The sequence below is a fragment of the Hyphomicrobium sp. DY-1 genome, from assembly GCF_047497105.1.
Taxonomy (GTDB): Bacteria; Pseudomonadota; Alphaproteobacteria; order Rhizobiales; family Hyphomicrobiaceae; genus Hyphomicrobium_B.
This window is the reverse complement of sequence record NZ_CP134870.1, coordinates 1,362,206-1,381,779: the sequence shown is the minus strand read 5'-3', so window position 1 is coordinate 1,381,779 and position 19,574 is coordinate 1,362,206. Positions and strand designations below refer to the sequence as shown.

Annotated in this window: 14 protein-coding genes; 8 read left to right on the top strand and 6 right to left on the bottom strand. The window is 58.7% G+C overall.

What is annotated here, in order from left to right:
- Window positions 1-22 precede the first annotated feature (22 nt).
- The 5 genes from RLW41_RS06535 to RLW41_RS06515 all read right to left on the bottom strand — a co-directional run bounded on the left by RLW41_RS06535 (window position 23) and on the right by RLW41_RS06515 (window position 4,731).
- Window positions 23-1,087, bottom strand: coding sequence for an ABC transporter substrate-binding protein (locus RLW41_RS06535; protein WP_414463977.1), 1,065 nt, complete (start codon window positions 1,085-1,087; stop codon window positions 23-25).
- A 41-nt stretch (window positions 1,088-1,128) separates the two neighbouring features.
- Window positions 1,129-1,953 (bottom strand): ABC transporter permease, encoded by an 825-nt coding sequence (locus RLW41_RS06530; RefSeq protein WP_409561101.1) that lies wholly within the window; start codon window positions 1,951-1,953, stop codon window positions 1,129-1,131.
- On the bottom strand, window positions 1,950-2,846 hold the full coding sequence (locus RLW41_RS06525; protein ID WP_409561100.1) for an ABC transporter permease: 897 nt from the start codon (window positions 2,844-2,846) through the stop codon (window positions 1,950-1,952). The genes RLW41_RS06530 and RLW41_RS06525 overlap by 4 nt, the downstream gene beginning before the upstream one ends.
- Before the next feature lie 66 nt (window positions 2,847-2,912).
- Complete coding sequence (locus RLW41_RS06520) at window positions 2,913-4,196, bottom strand: NAD(P)/FAD-dependent oxidoreductase (RefSeq protein ID WP_414463976.1); 1,284 nt, start codon at window positions 4,194-4,196, stop codon at window positions 2,913-2,915.
- A 100-nt stretch (window positions 4,197-4,296) separates the two neighbouring features.
- Window positions 4,297-4,731, bottom strand: a complete 435-nt coding sequence (locus RLW41_RS06515; RefSeq protein ID WP_414463975.1) for a septal ring lytic transglycosylase RlpA family protein — start codon at window positions 4,729-4,731, stop codon at window positions 4,297-4,299.
- A 102-nt stretch (window positions 4,732-4,833) separates the two neighbouring features.
- Between RLW41_RS06515 and RLW41_RS06510 the strand changes: the two genes are divergently transcribed.
- The gene (locus RLW41_RS06510) at window positions 4,834-6,090 is read left to right on the top strand and encodes an MFS transporter (RefSeq protein WP_414463974.1); all 1,257 of its coding nucleotides are present in this window, start codon (window positions 4,834-4,836) and stop codon (window positions 6,088-6,090) included.
- 85 nt (window positions 6,091-6,175) lie between these two features.
- Here the strand turns inward: RLW41_RS06510 and RLW41_RS06505 are convergent, their stop codons facing one another.
- Window positions 6,176-6,586: a hypothetical protein gene (locus RLW41_RS06505; protein ID WP_414463973.1), complete on the bottom strand. Its 411-nt coding sequence runs from the start codon at window positions 6,584-6,586 to the stop codon at window positions 6,176-6,178.
- Window positions 6,587-7,061: 475 nt separating this feature from the next.
- On the opposite strand from RLW41_RS06505, the gene RLW41_RS06500 reads away from it, so the two are divergent.
- The 7 genes from RLW41_RS06500 (at window position 7,062) to RLW41_RS06470 (ending at window position 19,517) form a co-directional block, all read left to right on the top strand.
- Window positions 7,062-9,560 carry an EAL domain-containing protein gene (locus RLW41_RS06500; protein ID WP_414463972.1) on the top strand — a complete coding sequence of 833 codons (2,499 nt, stop codon included), beginning with the start codon at window positions 7,062-7,064 and terminating at the stop codon, window positions 9,558-9,560.
- A gap of 118 nt (window positions 9,561-9,678) precedes the next feature.
- Window positions 9,679-10,326 carry an ImuA family protein gene (locus RLW41_RS06495; RefSeq protein ID WP_414463971.1) on the top strand — a complete coding sequence of 216 codons (648 nt, stop codon included), beginning with the start codon at window positions 9,679-9,681 and terminating at the stop codon, window positions 10,324-10,326.
- The gene (locus RLW41_RS06490; protein ID WP_414463970.1) at window positions 10,250-11,791 is read left to right on the top strand and encodes a Y-family DNA polymerase; all 1,542 of its coding nucleotides are present in this window, start codon (window positions 10,250-10,252) and stop codon (window positions 11,789-11,791) included. Before RLW41_RS06495 ends, RLW41_RS06490 begins: the two co-directional genes overlap by 77 nt.
- A complete protein-coding gene (locus RLW41_RS06485; protein ID WP_414463969.1) occupies window positions 11,788-15,135 on the top strand; it encodes an error-prone DNA polymerase in 3,348 nt (1,115 codons plus the stop codon). The genes RLW41_RS06490 and RLW41_RS06485 overlap by 4 nt, the downstream gene beginning before the upstream one ends.
- A 381-nt stretch (window positions 15,136-15,516) precedes the next feature.
- On the top strand, window positions 15,517-17,730 hold the full coding sequence (locus RLW41_RS06480; RefSeq protein ID WP_414463968.1) for a TonB-dependent receptor plug domain-containing protein: 2,214 nt from the start codon (window positions 15,517-15,519) through the stop codon (window positions 17,728-17,730).
- 61 nt (window positions 17,731-17,791) lie between these two features.
- Window positions 17,792-18,325, top strand: a complete 534-nt coding sequence (locus tag RLW41_RS06475; protein WP_414463967.1) for a hypothetical protein — start codon at window positions 17,792-17,794, stop codon at window positions 18,323-18,325.
- 121 nt (window positions 18,326-18,446) lie between these two features.
- On the top strand, window positions 18,447-19,517 hold the full coding sequence (locus RLW41_RS06470) for a cytochrome-c peroxidase (RefSeq protein WP_414463966.1): 1,071 nt from the start codon (window positions 18,447-18,449) through the stop codon (window positions 19,515-19,517).
- Window positions 19,518-19,574 lie beyond the last annotated feature (57 nt).

The following is a 19,574-nucleotide window of genomic DNA, read 5'->3' as shown; positions in this document are numbered from 1 at the left end:
TTCGTCTTCGATTGGCGCGCGATCAGCCGCCAGCCTTGATCTTCTCGAACATCTTGGCGAGCTCGTCGTTCTGCTTCATCGGTCCAGTGAAAACCGTGCTCTTCAGAACGACGTTCGGATCGGCCGGAAGCTGCAGACGGTCAAGCTCTTCCTTCGGAACGAGATCGAATGCCGCCTTCGAAGCGCTGCCGTAGCCGTACTGCGTGATGAGCTCTTTGCCTGAGTCGCCTTCTAGGCGGCTGTTGATGAAATCATAGGCCAGATCGACGTTCTTGGCGTCCTTCAGCATCACGAACCCGCATGCCCACGTCAGCATGCCTTCCTTCGGCTTCAAAAATTCGACCTTTACGCCCTGCTTTTTAAGAGCGGTCGCCGAAGCGTTCCACGTCATCGCCGCGACAAGCTCGCCGCTGGCGAGCGATTGCTCGACCGAGGTCATGTCCGTCGTGTAGGCGCGCAGCAGCGGTCGCTGTTCACGCAGCTTCGCAGCGACTTTTTCGAGGTCGGCTGGCGACATGTCGAACGGATTGACGCCGGCCATGATGGCCGCGACGACAGGCGTATCGTGAACCGCGTCGATCGTCGCAAGGCGTCCAGCGTATTGCTTGTCCCACAGCAGGTTCCACGATGGAGCGGGATCTTTCACGAGATCGGTACGGTAGAGGACAGAGGTATTGCCCCAATCCCAAGGTACCATCCAGACCTTGCCGTCACCGGCTTGAATATCGGGAAGGTCTTTGAAGACCGGGAAAATCGTATCCCAGTTCTTGATCCGCTTCGTATCGATCGGCTGCAGCAGGCCCTCCTTGTTCCAGCGCGCGATCTTGTCGTAGCAGGGATGCGCGAGATCGGGATGAAAACCGGCTTTCACTTTCGTGAAAGCTTCATCGTCATCGCTGAAGACCGACGTTTCGACGCCGTCCGGATGTTCTTTCAGGAAGCTCTTGTTGAAGGCGGGCAGTTCATAGCCCGACCATGTAAAATAGGTGAGCTTGTCGGCGGCAAGCGCCGGTGTTGCGATGGCCGCAACCAGAGACGCCAGGCCGACGGCCTTGCGCAGCGTGTTTCGTAACGTCAATCCCTGCATAACTTGATACTCCCTGTTCGCGTTCAAGAGCTCGGCACACTTCATTTGAAAGAGAGGGGAAGTTCGGTCGCGGATGCGCCGCGCCGCCGGATGATCTCGGCGGTTGTCGCAATGACGACCGAAGCCAAAAGAATGACGGAGCCGAGCGCCATGACGCTCGGAAGCGATTTCGGAAAGCGCAACTGCCCCCAGACGTAGAGCGGCAGCGTCGGCTCGGTTCCGGACAGAAAGAACGCGACGATGAATTCGTCGAACGACGTCAGAAACGACAGCATGAACGACGATGCGATGGCGGGGGCGGCGAGCGGCAGAATGATGCGCCGGAAGGTCGTCCATTCGTGCGCGCCGAGATCCATCGCGACTTCGCTGTAGCTTTTCGGCAGCGACAGGAACCGGCTCCGCATGATGACGACAGCGGTCGGGAGCGCCACGAGAGTATGCCCCAGCACGATGGCCGTGCGCGAAGGGCCAAGTCCGGCGAGATTGACCAGAATGAGCAGAGCAATGCCGACGATGACGCCTGGAATGAGAATGGGCAGCCGCGCCAGCGCCGATATCGCGCGCGAAACGCGATCGCCTGCCGAAATTTCCATGTAGGCGACCGTCATGCCAATAGACGTCGCCAGGAACGCCGCGGAAAATCCGACGATCAGACTCGTCTCGAAGGCGCGGTGAAGATTTTCGTTGTTGACGAGGCTGCGGTACCATTCGAGCGTGAAACCCGACAGCGGAAACGCCGCCTGGATCGAATTGTTGAACGAAAAGATCGGAATGATCGCGATCGGCAGATAGAGAAAAAGCACGTAGGCGAGGATATAACCCTTGAGCCACGTCGCGTTTTTCGAACAAGCCGCGCCCGCGCTCATGTCCGGCTCCCGAAGTGCTTGTCCGCAAGCCGCACAGCCACGACAACGGCGAGGATCACCAGCATCACGATCACCGCAAGCGCCGCGCCAAACGGCCAATCGTTCGCCTTGCCGAACTGCGCTTGGATCATCGAGCCGATCATCGTGCTGTTTGGTCCGCCGACGAGGGCTGGCGTAACGTAGTCACCAACGGTCGGCACGAACACGACGAGCGCCGCTCCCATGACGCCTGGCATCGAAATCGGCAGGATAATCTTGCGGAAGATTGTGAACGGCCGCGCACCAAGATCCTCTGCGGCTTCGATCAGAGAACGCGGCACATTCTCCAGCGCGACGTAAATCGGCAGGATTGCGAACGCCGCATAGGCATGTGCCAGCGTTACGACGACAGCGGCCGGCGTATTGAGAAACGCGAGGATCGGTTCCGACGTGAGCCCGGTCGTCAGCAGGACCGAGTTTAGAACGCCGTTGTACGCCAGCACGACTTTCCACGCGAAAACGCGCAACAGGTAGCTGGTCCAGAACGGCAGCGTGACGATGAAGAGCAACAATCCGCGATGCTTGCCGGCGTGAAACGCCAGATAGTACGCCACTGGATAGGCCGTCACGACCGTCGCAAGCGTAACGAAACCGGCAATCGCCAGCGATCTGAGGATGATCGTTGCGTAAAGTGGATCGGACAACGTGTCTGAGAAATTGCGGAGCGTGAACGCCCCGCCGAGCAGAGAGCCATCATTCGTTCTGAAGCTCAGAAACAGCACCACGCCAAGCGCAAAGAGAACGAGGATGGATGTCGCCAGCGCACCCGGCGCCGACATTCCAAGCTGGAATAGCCCTCTGTGGCGCGCAGAGGCCGCCGGTATTGCGTGGTCAGTTTCGGCGGAAGCGTTCATCAACTCGCAATCCTGAACTGGCAGGATAGTTTTTCACATTTGCGAAAATGTCAATCGCTGTATTACTCAGCGCTCCAGCATGTCGATCAGCCGGTACCACGCGATGGCTGCACCGATGCCGATGTTGCGAAACGCGTGAAACGGGATCGGATTTATCGGCGTGATTGGGAGCGGAATGCATTCGGGATCACGTGACGCGAGATAGTCGACGAGACGCGGAGCGAGCGCCGTCATCAGGCCGACGCCGCGCCCTTGGCATCCCGCGGCGACCATCAAGCCGCGCTCCGGTTCGTGAACATGCGGTAAGTAATCGAGCGTGACGGCGACGCGCCCATGCCAGCGCTTTTCGATTTTTACATCGGTGAGAGCGGGATAGAGCCGCTTCAGCGCATGTTCGAGGTGCGCCCAGGCTTTCGGGCTCGTTGGCTCCGCCATCGAGCCGCGCCCGCCGAGAAGCATGCGATTGTCCGGTCCTCTGCGGTAATAGGTGACGATGCGGCGCGAATCCGAAACGACCTGGCCGCCGGGAAGAATATTTGCGAGCACCTCGTAGGGGAGCGGCTCGGTTGCAATCTGGAATGAGTGCAGCGGTAACAGCGTGCGCGCGAGGCCCGGAATAAGACCGTCTGCATAGGCGTTCGTCGCAACGATAACGGATTTCGCATGCAGCGTTTTTCCATCTGCTGTCGCAAGCGCCCATGACGAATTTTCGCGCCGCAACCGCGAAATTCGCGTGTTTTCCGCAATGCGAACGCCGGCTGCCACGGCGATGCGCGCAAGCTCGCGTGTGTACGTAAAAGGCTGGATCGCTCCGCCGCGCGGATCTAGCCAGCCACCGAGATAGCCCTGTGCTCCGGTCATCTGTGTCACGTCATCGGCGGTAAGAATTTTTGCCGGCACGCCGCGCGCGATCCACTGCGCCGCGCGATCTTCCGCGGCCTTCAATGCCGTTTCAGAATGCGCAGCTTGGATCCAGCCTTTGGCTTGTCGTGGGACGTTAAGGTTCTCGCGCTCGATGAGCCCAAAGACGGCATCGGGCGTCGACGCACCGAACGACACCAGTGCTGATCCTCGCTTGTCGCCAAAATGCTCGATGAGCCAATCAGGATCGTACTTAAATCCCGCGATGACCTGCCCACCGTTGAGACCCGAAGCGCGGTCGGCAATCCGCGCCGCATCGACAATACGGATAGCAAGTCCTTGTCGCGCCGCATGAAGGCCAGAGCAAAGCCCGAGAATCCCGCCACCGATGATCGCAAGGTCGCAATGTTCGTCGGGCCGCAGCGGATCGTCGGGAAGCGTCCCTGAAGACGTGTCGGCCCATGCCGAAGCAGTCGTGAAAGCTGTCACGAGATGTCCCCATCCTTCCTAAATGAAGAATGGCGAAAGTTTTTCATTTATATGAAAGCATGTAAAGAACCTGACGGGCCCGCGAACATTCGGTCGCGGGCTATTGGGCCGAAATTTCCACCCGCATCAAATCCGCCGAGCCGAGTTGGCGCGCTGCGCCCTCGGAAAGATCGATAATCCGTCCTTTGACGAACGGCCCGCGATCCACGATCGTCACCGTCACGCGTTTACCGTTCTCCAGATTTTTTACTGTTACGCGAGAGCCAAACGGCAGAGAGCGATGAGCAGCGACCAGCGCCGTGCACGGATAGGATCGTCCGCTGGCGGTGCGCGATAATTCGCAAAATTTTGAGGCGATGCCGACTTGTCCTGCGCAGAGGGAATCTGAGGAAAATAGAATAAACACAAGAAATAACGTCGCTTTATACATGGTCGCACTCCTTGCGAACGAAACGCCGTGCCCGCTTGCTTGTTCCGAGAAAAATTGGATCCCCGCCCCCGGAATGGTCAGCCAACAAATAGAGCTGTGTTTCAAGCATTCCCCCGATGTGCATTCCACCAACGGCGGGCAGGGCCGCGGGAACTTTTAAGATTGGTCAGTCGTCTTCATCGCGGCTTTGTTGTTCGGAGCAGGGAAGTGCAACGGTCGTCTGCACGCGAGTTTTCAATCGAGAGGCAGACGAAGCCAGAACTTGCGGGCGCTCACCTTTGGCCGCTGCTCGCCGTCAATTTCTTTATGGCGGATTTTCAGGCCGGGATCGGTCCGTTTCTCGGCGTCTATCTGCTCGGGCATCACTGGCAAAGCGGACTGATCGGCACTGTGATGACGATTGGTGGCATCGCCGGAATGCTGATGGTCATCCCCGCAGGCGCATTCATCGATCGCACGCATGCCAAACGAGCATGGGTTGTCGTCGCCGGGATCAGCACGATAGCGGCGTCGGCGATCATCTTGCTGTCGCAGGAGTTCTGGGTCGTCGCGACATCGCAAGTCGCAACAGCTATCGCCGGAGCCGCAATCGTTCCAACCATGAACGCCATTACGCTCGGAATTGTCGGGCAGCGCGGATTTAACCGCCAGAATGGAAGAAACCAGGCTTTCAACCATGCAGGCAACGTCATCGGCGCCGCCTTGTCGGGTTATCTGGGCTGGAAATTCGGCTATGGCGCCATCTTCGCGTTGGCCGCAGTGTTCGGTGTGCTGTCGATAACATGCATCATGCTGATCCCGCCGTCATCGATCGACCATGCCGCCGCCCGCGGAATGAAGGAAGGTGAAAGCGACTCGTCGGCAAGCAGCCTTGCCGTGCTGCTCGAATGCAAGCCGCTTCTTATTCTCGCGGTCGCTCTTTTGGCTTTTCATCTCGGCAACGGCGCGATGCTGCCGCTTTACGGTATGGCCGTCGTCTCGCACGGACAAGTAAGCGGTCCGTCGTTCGTTGCGATGACGATCATCGTCGCACAAGCCAGCATGATCGTTGCTTCGATTGTCGCGATGCACATGGCTGAAGGCGGCGGGTATTGGCCGGTGCTTTTGATCTCGTTCTTGGCATTGCCGGTGCGGGGCGTCATCGCTGCACAGCTGCTGACGCCTTGGGGCGTCTACCCCGTGCAAATCCTCGATGGCATTGGCGCAGGTTTGCAGAGTGTTGCCGTCCCGGGATTGGTTGCGCGCATATTGAATGGCACTGGCCGCATCAACGCCGGTCAAGGCGCTGTGATGGCGATACAAGGCGTCGGCGCCGCGCTCAGTCCCGCGATCGGCGGGTGGATGGCACAACAATTCGGTTACGCCGCGATGTTTCCGACGCTGGGCGCTTTCGCAGTGCTGTCAGTCGTACTCTGGCTGAAATTCCGCACGGAACTCGTAGCAGCCGAAACCATCCGCGAGTGATAGCAGGCTATGCAAAGAAACGCCGGGGCTTTCGCTCCGGCGTTGTGTCGATCTGGCGGTCATGCACAAAGGCTTTGCAGCCTTGTTACTTGATCAAAAATTCGTTCTGCAGAGGGAGCGATTTTTTCCAGAAGGGCTGCTTGTCGGAGTTTGTGAGCGAAGCCCACAAAGATGTGCCCGCTGGCAAATCTTTATCGAGCTTGACGCTGAAGTCGTTGTGCGCGCCGGCATCGAGCTTCACACTGCCGACGATCGAGTCATTGGCTTTGCCCGAACCATTCGATCCGTAAATCACGAAGTGCCCAGCCGACGGCATAAACGCATACGTGACGTTGATTTGGCCGTCCTTGGGTTTCTGGTTGAACACAATCACTGAAGGCGGCGTTTGCGACATAGTGCTAGAAGGATTCTCTACGAGGGCGTAGGCCGACATCGGTACGGCGAACAGCATAAGAGTGGCGGCGGCGATTCCACTGCTGATTTTCAGACGAGACATAGGGGATCTCCATTCTGGCAAGTTGGCTTCGGCGACTCGAAAACCTCCCCGCGCCCCGTCCGAGTTGCGCGAGCGGGAATTTAAGATCGCTATGTTTGACGTATGGTGCCCGCTGCAGAAAAAAAGTAAGCCGCTTGGCCATATCGGTTCACGTTTGTTTGAGTCCGGCGTGACCCTCTTCGTGGGCCCTAACGCATCATTCTTAAGCTGCGCTTGTGTCGATCATCGGCTAAGTGCCGTCGACCTCGTGGTGGTTAGAAGACCTACATGAGGCCACCGTCGGAGTACGAGCGACGTGCTGACGCCGAAGAGATTGCTCGGCGCGTCCGCCTCGACATCATTTTTCTGTGCATTTTTCATTGTCATCAAACTGACATATTAGAAAGTGAATTAGGCATCATTTTCAACGCGTTAGTGAAGATAAAACACTTTTGCTCTAATGCCGGCGCCGGTCCAACTGGCAGCATAGATTCTCATGAAAGTGCCTATCGTTTTCCGCTTCGGCATCGCCGCCAAAGCCGCGGTGCTCATCGTCTCCCTTGGGGCGCTATCGGCGCTCGCTAACTTCTTCGTGCTTGAAGGGGCGCAAAGTCTCGATCGGGTCAATCGCGCAATGATTGAGCGTGTTGGACCCGCACGCCTCGCGTTGTCCGATGCCAAGGCGGCCCTGAACGATGTCGGCTTGGCTGTTTATAAAAGCATGTCCGCATCGGACTTGGACGATGCGCGGATGGCCAGCCGCGAAGCCATCAATCAAATCGCAGCTGCACGCCGCTGGATCTCCGCCGTCGCCGATTATTTCCCCGCGCGTGGCGCAGATTGCGACCTCATCCAGAGCAAGCTGCGATATCTCGAAGGCACCGTACGTCCGCTTCGCGATGCAATCCTCTCCAGCGACAAGCAACGTCGTGCTGATGAAATGCTCGATCTCCGTTTCGATGCGGCGCTCGACGACGCGCTAGGGCAGATGAACCGGCTGACCAATCTCCTCGGCGCTGAATCCCGTGAGGTCCTTGCCCAGGCGGAAGCCGAGCAGAACGCGATGCTTGAGGTTATCATCGCGATCTTAGCAATCGGCACGTCGTTGATCGTTTTATTGGCGTTGGCGCTCGTTCACTATTCGCAGGCGCGTCCCCTTTGTCATCTCAGTGAAGCTGCGCTGCGAGTTCGAGAAGGCGGGGCGATGTTACTGGATCTCGATGAGGATCTGCTCCGCCGCTCCGACGAGATCGGAACGCTTGCGCGTTCATTCCAATCAATGCTGACGAAGCTTGCCGAGGCCCAACAGTCGCTGGCTGTTCAATACGCCCGTGTCGATGCTGCGATCAACAACCTGCCTCAGGGTCTCTGCATGTTCGACGCTGAGCAAAATCTCATCATCTGCAACCGGCGCTATGCCGAGCTCTACGGTCTGAATCCAGAGCTGACCGTCGCGGGCACGCCCCTCCGATCGATATTGCGGGAGCGCCGTAAGAACGGCCATTTCTCGAAGTTTCAGGAAATGGCTTTGGTCGATCATATCGAGTCGGCCTCCGGCCGCGATCCAATCTATCGAATCGAAGAACTGACCGACGGCCAGGTCATCGCCATTTCCCATCAGCCGATGCGTGACGGTGGCTCAATCGCTATTCATGAAGACATCACCGAGCGGCGCAAGATGGACGCCAAAATCGCCCACATGGCGCATCATGACGCTCTGACCGACCTTCCCAACAGAGTGCGGTTCCACGAGGCTATGGAAATGGCGCTCAAGGGCGCCGAGCACGGTCGCACGGTCTCAATTCTTTGTCTCGACCTCGACAACTTCAAGACGGTCAACGACACGCTTGGGCATCCCGTCGGGGACGCTCTGCTCCAGGCGGTGGCGGATCGGCTGCGCGCCTGCGTCAGAAAACATGACATCATCGCGCGTCTCGGCGGCGACGAGTTTGCAATCGTGCAAATCGATGCCGATCAGCCTCTCGGAGTCACGATTTTAGCGCAGCGCATCATCGCCGAATTGAGTGCGCCGTTCGAAGTGCTCGGGCACCAGGTCGCGGTGGGTGTTAGCATCGGTGTTGCAATGGCTCCGACGGACGGCAACACCGTGGATCAGCTGATGAAGAACGCCGATATGGCACTCTATCGCGCCAAAGAAGCGGGTCGTGGCATCTATCACTTCTTCGAGCCTGGCATGGACGCCAAGCTGCAGGAACGCCGCGCGCTCGAAATTGATCTGCGCAAGGCAATTGACGGTAACCAGCTCGAACTCTTTTACCAGCCGCTAATTTCTCTCGACACGAACGAGGTCAGCGGCTTCGAAGCGCTCGTGCGCTGGCAACACCCGACGCGCGGAATGGTTTCTCCGGTGGAATTCATCCCGCTCGCCGAAGAGATCGGTTTGATCGGCGCAATCGGCAACTGGGTGCTGGATCGCGCCTGCGCAGATGCGATGAAATGGCCATCAGACGTCAAGGTCGCCGTAAATCTTTCGCCGCTGCAGTTCAAGAACAATGCGCTCGTTCTTCAGGTTGTCGGTGCGCTGGCGAAATCAGGCCTGCCTGGGTATCGCCTCGAACTTGAAATCACCGAGACGGTCCTGCTGCGCGATACGGATGCAACGGTTGCGATGCTGAATGAACTGCGCGCCCTCGGCGTCCGCATCTCTATGGACGATTTCGGCACGGGCTATTCGAGCCTTGGTTATCTGCGGAAGTTTCCGTTCGACAAGATCAAGATCGACCGGTCGTTCATTCAGGATCTTGAGGCCAATCCGGATTCCATCGCTATCGTGCGTGCCGTTGCAAGCATCGGCCATGCGCTCGGCATGGCGACGACGGCGGAGGGGGTCGAAACGGAAGCGGAGCTGCTACAGCTTCGCCATGAGGGCTGCACCGAGGTGCAAGGCTATCTCTTCAGCGAGCCACGGCCGGCGGATGAGATTCTGTATCTGATGGCGCATCGGACACCGAAGCTGGAGAAAGAGGCTGTCTGAGCGGCATCTCTCGCGAGATCGCTGCCTTGTCGACTGCAAAAGCAGGACTGGACAGGGCGGCTATCCTGCTGTAGAACAAAAAGGGAACAATCATGTCTGAGGCTCTTTCTCTTTTGCCATGCTGCCGCTCTCGATTTGCGCCCCCTCAGCCCCTGTCATTCTTCGCGAAGTCGTCGCCGGGCCGGGGCATGCCGCTGCGGCTGTCGGCTTCGGCCTGACGCTGGCGGCCCAGACGAAGGCAGCAGCGCCGCGCGATGCCATGCTGTTGTGGGTGCGCGAGGCAGCGGCAATCGCGGAAACCGGAGACGCCTATGGTCCGGGCTTGGTCGCGCTTGGCCTGTCTCCCGAGAGCTGCATCGTTGTGGAAGCGCGTTCTTCCGTTGACGGACTGCGCGCCGCTCTTGAAGGCGTGCGTTGCAGTGCGCTGCATGCCGTCATCCTGGAGACGGCCGCTCCGATCGACCTGACGGCCAGCCGACGATTGAAACTTGCTGCGGAGAAGTCGGGAGTCGAGATCGTGCTCATTCGGCACGGTGGCCGCATCGCCCCCAATGCCGCGCAAATCCGCTGGCGCGTGCAGGGTGCACCTCAGATGAAGCCGAACGGCCAGCGGCGGGCAGCCTTCGACGTGTTCGTGCTGAAAAGCTCGTCGGGTCTCGATGAGAGAAGCTGTATCTTGGAGTGGGATCATGAGCGGCGATGTTTCGCGCAGGCGGTATCTGTGCCTCTGGATGCCGTTCCTGTCGTCGGATCGTTGGCAGCGTGACAACGGCGGCGGCGCACCTCTGCCGCTGGTCTTCGTTGCCAAGGTCAAGGGCGTCTCGCAATTGGCCGCCGTCGATTCCCGGGCTCTAGCCGTCGGCCTGCGAGCTGGAATGACGCTCGCCGACGCGCGGGCGCGGATGCCGCGATTGCGCGCCATCGAGGCCGATCCCTCAGCCGATACCGCTTTCGTTGCGTATCTTGCCGATCTGGCGCTGGCTTTTACGCCCTCGGTCACCTTGGATCCGCCCGACGGTCTCGCACTCGATATCACAGGATGCAGCCATCTCTTCGCAGGTGAGACGATGCTTGCCGCGCGCCTGCAGAAGGTTTTGCAGACGGCCGGCATCTCAGTCGCGAAACTTGCCGTCGCTCCGACGCCTGATATGGCGCGCGCACTGGCGCGCTTCTCTGACGTCAATCCATGCTTTGTCGAGGACGCTAGGCTTGTGCGGGTACTTCCTGTCGCGGCGCTCGAATGCGCGGAAGAAGACGCAACTGCCTTGAGGCGCGCCGGGCTGAGGACTGTCGCCGAGATTGCCGACCGGCCGTCCTTGCTGTTCACCGCCCGTTTTTCGTCGGCTTTCACGGCCAAGCTCGCCCGCGTGCTCGGAGAGGAAGACAGACGAATCGCGCCTCGCCGCCAGCCTGCGCCTTACAGGGCCGAGCAGCGCTGCGCCGAGCCGGTTGCGAGCCACGAGGTCATTGCCAACATGCTCGCCGATCTGGCTGCGTCCGTCTGCGATCAATTGGCAGCGCGAAGCGTCGGCGGCCGCATCTTTACGGGAACTTTTTTTCGGGCTGACGGCGTCGTCCGCCGCATCCGCGTCGAGACCAGCCGCCCGACACGCGATCCTGAAGGGATCTTGCGCCTCTACCGCGACCGTCTCGATGGCCTCGCCGACCCGCTCGATCCTGGCTTCGGTTTCGATCTCATTTGCTTCGAGGCGACGCGCGCTGAACCGTGGACTGAGAGCCAGTGCACGTTCAATGCGCAAGACGACCAGCAAGACAAGGTCGCGCAACTCGTCGACCGGTTGAGCATCATGTTCGGACGCGAGCGCGTAATGCGATTGCAGCCGGTCGATAGCCATATCCCGGAACGGGCGCAGGCTGCGGTTCCGGCAGCGCTTCCCGCGTCGCCACACGAATGGGAGCAGGAGACGATCCAAAGCAGGGCGGGTCTGCGTCCGCCACTGATCTATGCGCGCCCGCATCCAATCGACGTCGAAGCCGACAAAGACGATAGGCTGGAAAGCATCCGCTGGCGCCGCGTTACGCATCGCATTGCGAACGCGATCGGTCCGGAGCGCATTGCCGAAGAATGGTGGCGCCCACAGTCAGACTATGGTGTGCGCGACTACTATCGTGTCGAAAGCTCTGAAGGGCGGCGCTTCTGGATTTTCCGCGCAGCCGTAACGGCGGCCGATGGACAGCCTCGGTGGTTCCTGCATGGAGTGTTTCCATGACGCCCTATGCCGAACTTGCTACCACCACGAATTTCTCGTTTCTGCGCGGCGCCTCAAACCCTGAGGATTTCGTCGCGCGCGCCGTCCTTCTTGGCCATACGGGGCTCGGCATTGCCGACCGCAATACACTCGCCGGCGTCGTCAGAGCTTACAGCGCTCTCGAAGACTTGCTGAACGAAGGATTGCCCGCTCCGCAAAAGGTCCGCGAAGGCTCCGGCCCCGGCGAATACGCTTGGATCGACGATGCGAACGCCGACGATTGGGCCGGCATTTCAGAAGCCGTCAAAGCTCGCGCAAAAAATTTCAAGTTGCTCGTCGGCGCACGCCTCGTCTTCATCGACGGTACCCCGGATATCATCGCCTATGCCGAAAATCGGGCCGGTTGGGCGCAGCTCTGCCGTCTGCTCAGCTTTGGCAAGCTAAAGGCCAAGAAGGGCGAATGCAGTCTGCAACGCGACGATTTGCTTTCGGACTGCGCCGATCTGCAATTGATCCTCATGCCGCCGTCGGTGCGCGGTGGCCTCGAAGCGCATGTTCAAATTGTTTCAGAAGCAGCGCCCGGAAAAACATGGCTTGCCGCTGCAATGCATTTGCGCGGAAACGATCGGGAAGAGCTGCATCATCTGATGAGCGTCGCTGCTTTAACGCATGTGCCGCTGATCGCCACAAACGACGTTCTGTACGACATACCGGAGCAACGGGAGGTGCAAGACATCCTGACGTGCATCCGCGAAGGCTTGCGCATCGAGACGGCGGGCCGGCGCCTCGAAGCCAACGCAGAGCGCCACCTCAAGCGACCCGCGGACATGGCGCAGCTATTCCGCGACTGTCCTTCCGCCATTTCCGCCACGCAGGAACTTCTTCAGCGCATCGACTTTTCTCTTGGGCAGCTTAAATATGAGTATCCCGACGAGCCCGTTCCGCCCGGCTGGACACCGCAAGGGTGGCTTGAGCATTTGACGTGGCAGAAAGCGCACGAGCGCTATCCGGCAGGCATCCCGGATAAAGTGCGAAATCAGGTGGCGGACGAGTTGGCACTCATCGCCAAGCTCGAGTATGCACCGTACTTTCTCACCGTTTACGACATCGTCCGCTACGCCAATGAACAAAAAATTCTGTGTCAGGGACGAGGCTCAGCAGCGAATTCCGCCGTTTGCTACGTGCTCGGGATCACGTCGGTCGATCCTGAACGCAATAACTTGCTTTTCGCCCGTTTCATTTCGAGCGAGCGGCGCGAGCCGCCGGACATCGACGTCGACTTCGAGCATGAACGGCGCGAAGAGGTCATCCAATACATCTATAAGCGCTATGGACGCGAGCGCGCGGGCCTCGTGGCGACGGTGATCCGCTATCGCCCGCGCAGCGCTATTCGTGAAGTCGGCAAAGTTCTGGGCTTGAGTGAAGACATCACCAGCCGCATCGCCGGAACCGTGTGGGGAAGCGGGGGATCGAAACTGTCCGAAGCGCATCTCCGGCAAGCCGGCATTGACCCGCGCAATCCGGTCATCGGCCAGGCGATCGCATTTGCGACACGTATTCTCGGTTTTCCGCGCCATCTCTCGCAGCATGTCGGCGGCTTCGTGCTGGCTCGGGGACGGCTGGACGACATTGTTCCCATCGGCAATGCCGCGATGGATAAGCGGACCTTCATTGAATGGGACAAGGACGACATCGATGTTCTCGGTCTGATGAAAGTCGACGTTCTCGCGCTGGGCATGCTGACCTGCATCCGCAAGGCGTTCGACCTGATCCGCACGCACGAAGGCAAGAGCTTCGATCTCGCCGACCTTCCTGCCGAGCAGTCGGATGTCTACGAAATGCTGCAGAAGGGCGATTCAATCGGCGTCTTTCAGGTCGAGAGCCGGGCGCAGATCAACATGCTCCCGCGCCTGAAGCCGAAAGAGTTCTACGATCTCGTCATCCAGGTCGCGATCGTACGGCCGGGGCCTATCCAAGGCGATATGGTGCACCCCTATCTGCGCCGCCGCAAAAATCCGGAAGAGATAACCTTTCCATCGCCCGCGCCACCGCACGATCCTGATGAGCTTCGCAACGTGCTGTCGCGAACGCTCGGCGTTCCGCTGTTTCAGGAACAGGCGATGCAACTCGCGATGGTCGCGGCAAAGTTCACTGATGCCGAGGCCAATCAGCTTCGCCGCGCAATGGCGACGTTTCGCAATGTCGGCACGATCCATAAATTCGAATCGATGCTTGTCGAGCGTATGGTCGAGCGTGGCTACGATCGCGATTTCGCACAGCGCTGCTTTGAGCAGATCAAAGGCTTCGGCGAATATGGGTTTCCCGAAAGTCACGCCGCCGCGTTCGCCAGGCTCGTCTATATCTCTGCCTTCATAAAATGCCGCTATCCGGCGGCTTTCGCGTGCGCGCTTCTGAATGCGCAACCTATGGGATTTTATGCCCCGGCACAGATCGTGCGCGACGCGCGCAATCATGGCGTCGAAGTCTATCCGGTGGACGTCAACGAAAGCGACTGGGACAATACGCTGTGCGCTGGCGCCGACGGCAAAACGGCGCTGCGTCTCGGTTTCCGGCAAGTCGACGGCTTGTCGGAGGCGTGGTGCAAACGGCTGATTGAGCTGCGCCGAAACGGATATGCCGACCTCGATAACCTGGCGCAGCGCACCCGTCTGCCGCAACGGGCGCTTCGCGTGCTTGCCGATGCCGATTGCTTCCGCTCTGTCGGTATTCATCGCCGAGACGCGTTGTGGGCGGCGCGGCGTTTGCCGGAGGCAGACGAACTGCCGTTGTTCGCTGCCGCGCGCGAGCCGGATCTGGGTGACGAGCCTAATGCGCAATTGCCGTCAATGTCGCTCGGAGAAAACATCGCAGTGGACTACCAGACCGCCCGTTTGTCGCTCAAAGGCCATCCGATGGAATGTCTGCGCGACATCTTCCGGAGCGAAGGCATTGCCACCTGCGCCGAGCTTGCGGCTCAACGTGACGGCAGCCGAGGACGCGTCGCCGGAGTTGTTCTCGTGCGTCAGCGCCCGGGCAAGGGCAATGCCATTTTCATAACTTTGGAGGACGAGACGGGAATTACGAACGCCGTGCTTTGGGTGCGTACGTTCGAGAAGTTCCGCAAGGAGGTTATGGGCGCCCGGTTGCTGCTGATCGAAGGCAAAGTGCAGCGCAGTCCCGAAAACGTTATCCATCTCATGGCGGCGCGTGTCATCGACCGGACGGCTGAGCTTTCTCGCCTTTCAGACGCCTACGAGCCGACGATCGAATTATCTAATGCCGACGAATTCGTGCATCCCCAGCATTCACGTGCGGGCCATCCCCGCAACGTCCGCATTCTGCCGGGCTCTAGGGATTTTCATTGATCGAACGCCCCTTTCAACGAAGGACTTGGTCTCTCAAGATCACAGCCGCAGGCGCCATGAAACAGGCAGGACCATGTGGCTCGCCGAAATCAAGTACGTGTCGGAGAGAAAGACGCCACCGCGGATCCCCGAAGTCGTGACCCAGTTGCATGCCTCGACTGCGAACGAACACACGCAGTCTTCGGCAAGTGGGCAATGTGGAAGCGACATTTCGATTCACTAATCTGTTCACTGAAACCAAACTGCCACACTGCATCCGATAGGCGCCATCGCCTCGGCCATGCGTATTGCATCCCCGCAACTTTCAACATAGTCGTTCGGCTATATCGTTTGCGTAATTGGAGTTGGGGGAATTAGCGAATGTGCCGGCGAAAAGTTCGTGTGTTAGCGTTCACTGCCTTTGCGATGTCATCTGCTGGAAACCTGAAAGCCCAAGAAGCCGCACAAAACGTTCAGGATGCATCGTCCGTCGCCTTGCCGCCCGTCGTGGTGGCAGCTCCGAAACAGCTCATTTCGCAAAAGCCCAGCAGCACATCCGCGGGCATCGACGACGGCAAGTCAAAAGGTACAGCCAGCAAATCTAAAAAAGCCGACGGCGGCACCGATACCGCAGCATCCAGTCAGGGCCTGCCAGGATCCGCAGGCGTTTTTACCCTCGGCCAAATCGATATGGTCGGCGGCACGGCGATCACGAACGACGCTATGTGGACGTTCTCGAAAGCGACCTTGGATCAGTCGCTGTCTCTGGCTCCCGGCGTCGCCGCATCGAATTCAGGCGGCACGCGCAACGAACAGCTGATCTTCGTCCGCGGCTTTGACCGCTGGCAGGTTCCGATCTCGATAGATGGTATCCCGATCTATCGTCCCGCCGATAACCGCATCGACTTCTCAAGCTTCCTGACAGCCAATCTGTCCGAAGTGCAGATTGCGAAGGGTTACACGTCGGTTCTCAACGGACCCGGCGGCATGGGTGGCTGGATCAATATGGTGACCAAAAAGCCGACCAAACCGTTCGAAGGCCAGATCGAAGGCGGCATGATGTTCGGCGGTGACGGACAATACGAGGGTTATAGAACCTACGCGTCGTTCGGAACGCGGCAGCGCGGATACTATGCGCAGGTCAGCGGCTCTGTGCTGGATTTGGATGGCTGGTACCTGTCGGACAATTTCAAGCCGACGTCGGTCGAAAACGGCGGCGAGCGCGATCATTCCAACAAGAGCAATTGGGAAGCCAACGCCAAAATCGGTTTGACCCCGAATGCGACCGACGATTATTCGATCAACTACGTGCGAATGAACAATTCCAAGGGCGCGCCCTACCACGTAACGGATCCCGTCTCGACGCAGCGCTATTGGGATTGGCCGGACACCACGCAGCAAAACATCTATTGGCTTTCACATACGAAACTCTCTCCGGCGTCGTTCGTCGAAACCAAAGTTTACTACACGACTTTCAGCGATAACCTGATGAGCTACGACGATGCGGCTCAGACCACGCAGAAGACTCCAAAAGCCTTCGATAGTATTTATAACGACTGGGCGGGCGGCGGCAGCATCCTGTACGGCCTCGACATCACGCCGTGGGACACGCTGAAGTCAACCTTCCTTTATCGGCGCGATAACCACACGGAATCGCAAGGCTACAACGTCAAGGGCGTATCTTGCGGTAAAACCACGCCCTGCTTCTGGGAACCTGATCAAACCGATCTGGAAGACACCTATTCCGTTGCCTTCGAAAACACGCTCCGCGCCACCAATCGCATCGATATCGTCTCTGGCATCAGCTACGACTGGCGCAGGCTTTACGAGGCCCAGGAGTTCACGACGACCGACGGTCTGTTCGAATATCCAAAGAAAGATACCGACGCGCTCAATTGGCAGTCGGCCGTCGTTTATCGCTACAACGATACCGGCACGATGCACGCAAGCGTTTCCGACCGCACTCGATTCCCGACGATTTTCGAGCGTTTCAGCTCACGCTTCGGCGGCGCCACGTCGAATCCGGGTCTTCAGCCTGAGCGGTCGATCAATTACGAAGTGGGCTGGGCCAACAATTTCGCGCGCAACAGCCAGATGTCGGCGGCTGTGTTCTACAGCGATGTCACCAACCTCATTCAATCGGTGCCGTTCATCTATGATGGGCAGGCGGTGACCCAAAGTCAGAACGTCGGCGACGGCCATTACTACGGCATCGAATATTCAGTTGATTATGCAGTGAACGACTCGCTGCTCGTCGGTGGCAACATCACCTGGATCCGCCGTGACGTGCATAATCCCGACAACCCATCATTCGAGCTGACCGGCCTGCCGGCGGTGAAGGGCATTGCTTACGCCACGTACAAGATCACCAACGCCTGGAGCATCACGCCGAACGTTGAATTCGCCACTGATCGCTGGACGGTCAACACCGCCGGCACCGTGTATTACGAAACTGGGGCATTCGCGCTCGCGAACTTTCAGACCGAATACGACATCAACGACACGACGAGCCTTATCTTCAACGCTCGCAACTTGACGGACGAGAACTACACGCTGACGGACGGCTATCCGGAGCAGGGACGCAACTTCTACGTCGGCATGCGCACGCAATTCTAGGATCACGATCTCAACATACCGCCGACGCTTCGATAGCGCCGGCCTTCGATAAGGAATAGAGATGTCGCGCAATTTTCCATTACTGAAATCTCTTTTACCGATCGCGGCCTTGGTGGCGGCGTTTTCCGGAGTAGCCTCCGCCGAGACGTGCACCGGTTTTAAATGGTCCGTTGCGACCGAATTGAGTTGGATCGCCGCGCCGGACGCGGAAGCGGTGGAGACAGGCGGCAAGATCGTGTCGATCCCTGATAAGGCGATCGAGCTGACGCTCAAACCCTCGCCATCAGTCAAGCTACCGGCGACACCTGGCATCAAGAAACAAGCCATAGCGAAAAACAGCTTTTCCGGCTGGTTCTCGATTGCCGATGTGGGCAAGCCCGGGCTCTATCAAATCACGATTCCCAGCCACGCCTGGATTGATGTCGTCCAGAACGATGCGTTGGTTTCCACGGTCGCATTTTCCGGCGACAAGAATTGTAAAAGTTTGCGCAAGAGCGTGCAGTACGATCTTGGCGCTGGGCCTGCGATCATTCAGATCAGCGGGGCGCCGGATAAATCCATGAAGTTGACCATCCATGCCGCGGAAAAAAAATGAAGTGAATGCGTCCCGCAGCATAGCTGTGGCTTGTAAGAGCCGACGGTGGGCCTTCATCGGCTTCTTGGCGGCCACATCAATCGCGACCGCGGTAGCATCCCGTCCTGTCGAGGCCGCAAGCTTGCGTACGCCGATCGAACTTGGCCGGGCGCTTTTCGCAGATCGAAACCTTTCGTTCAGCCGCAAGCAGAACTGCGTAAGCTGTCACTCGCCGGAGTTGGCGTTCACCGATCCTCGTGCGTTGGGAGACGTGCAAGGCGCGGTTTCTCGCGGAGGAGACGGTCACTCGCTCGGCGATAGAAATTCGCCGACACTCAGCTACATCATGATGACGCCACCGTTTCATATCTCGGCAGAGCACACGGCGGCAGGTGGAATGTTTTGGGACGGCCGAGCGCGAACCATAACGGATCAAGTGCGCGTCCCAATCCTCAATCCAATAGAAATGGGCATGCCCAATGAGGCAAGTGTCGTCGCGCGGCTTCGCGAAAGCGCGGATTATCAAGCGGCCTTTCCGGAAATTTTCGGACCTGGCGTCTGGGACGACACGCCAAAGGCGTTCGCGGCACTTCAGACCGCATTGGCGTCTTATTTGAAAACGTCCGATTTCGCACCGTTTGATTCCAGGTATGACAAGTCGCTCCGAGGCGAAGCGGCGCTCTCGCAAAACGAAGCCAGGGGACGCGACTTGTTCTTCGCCGCGAACGGGGCGGGTTGCTCCCGCTGTCATTCGAGCACGGGCGTCGCAGATTCGCGCAACGATGCATTCACAAACTTCCGGTACTATAATCTGGGAGTTCCGGAAAATGTTGCGGTTCGCCGTCTGAACGGAAGCGCCGCTCAACGCGTCGACCATGGTCTCATGCAAAATCCTGCAGCGAATGACCCGACCTATGACGGTGCGTTTAAGGTCCCGACGTTACGCAATATTGCCGTCACCGGCCCTTACATGCACAACGGCGCCTTTCAGGAGCTGCGCACCGCCGTCCTATTTCACTTGAGATTTTCAGCCGGCAGCGTCGGGAAGATTAATCCGGAAACCGGAACAGCGTGGAACGCACCGGAAGACGGCACCAATCTCGCAACCTCCGATCTGAAGGCGCGACCGCTGTCAGACGCCGACGTCGATGCTTTGATCGCATTCCTGAAGACGTTGACGGACCGGGCTTACGAATCTCTCGTCGACAACTGAAACGAAATGGCCATCGCGCGGAAATCCGTGCGATGGCCTTGTTTGATCAGTTTCGCC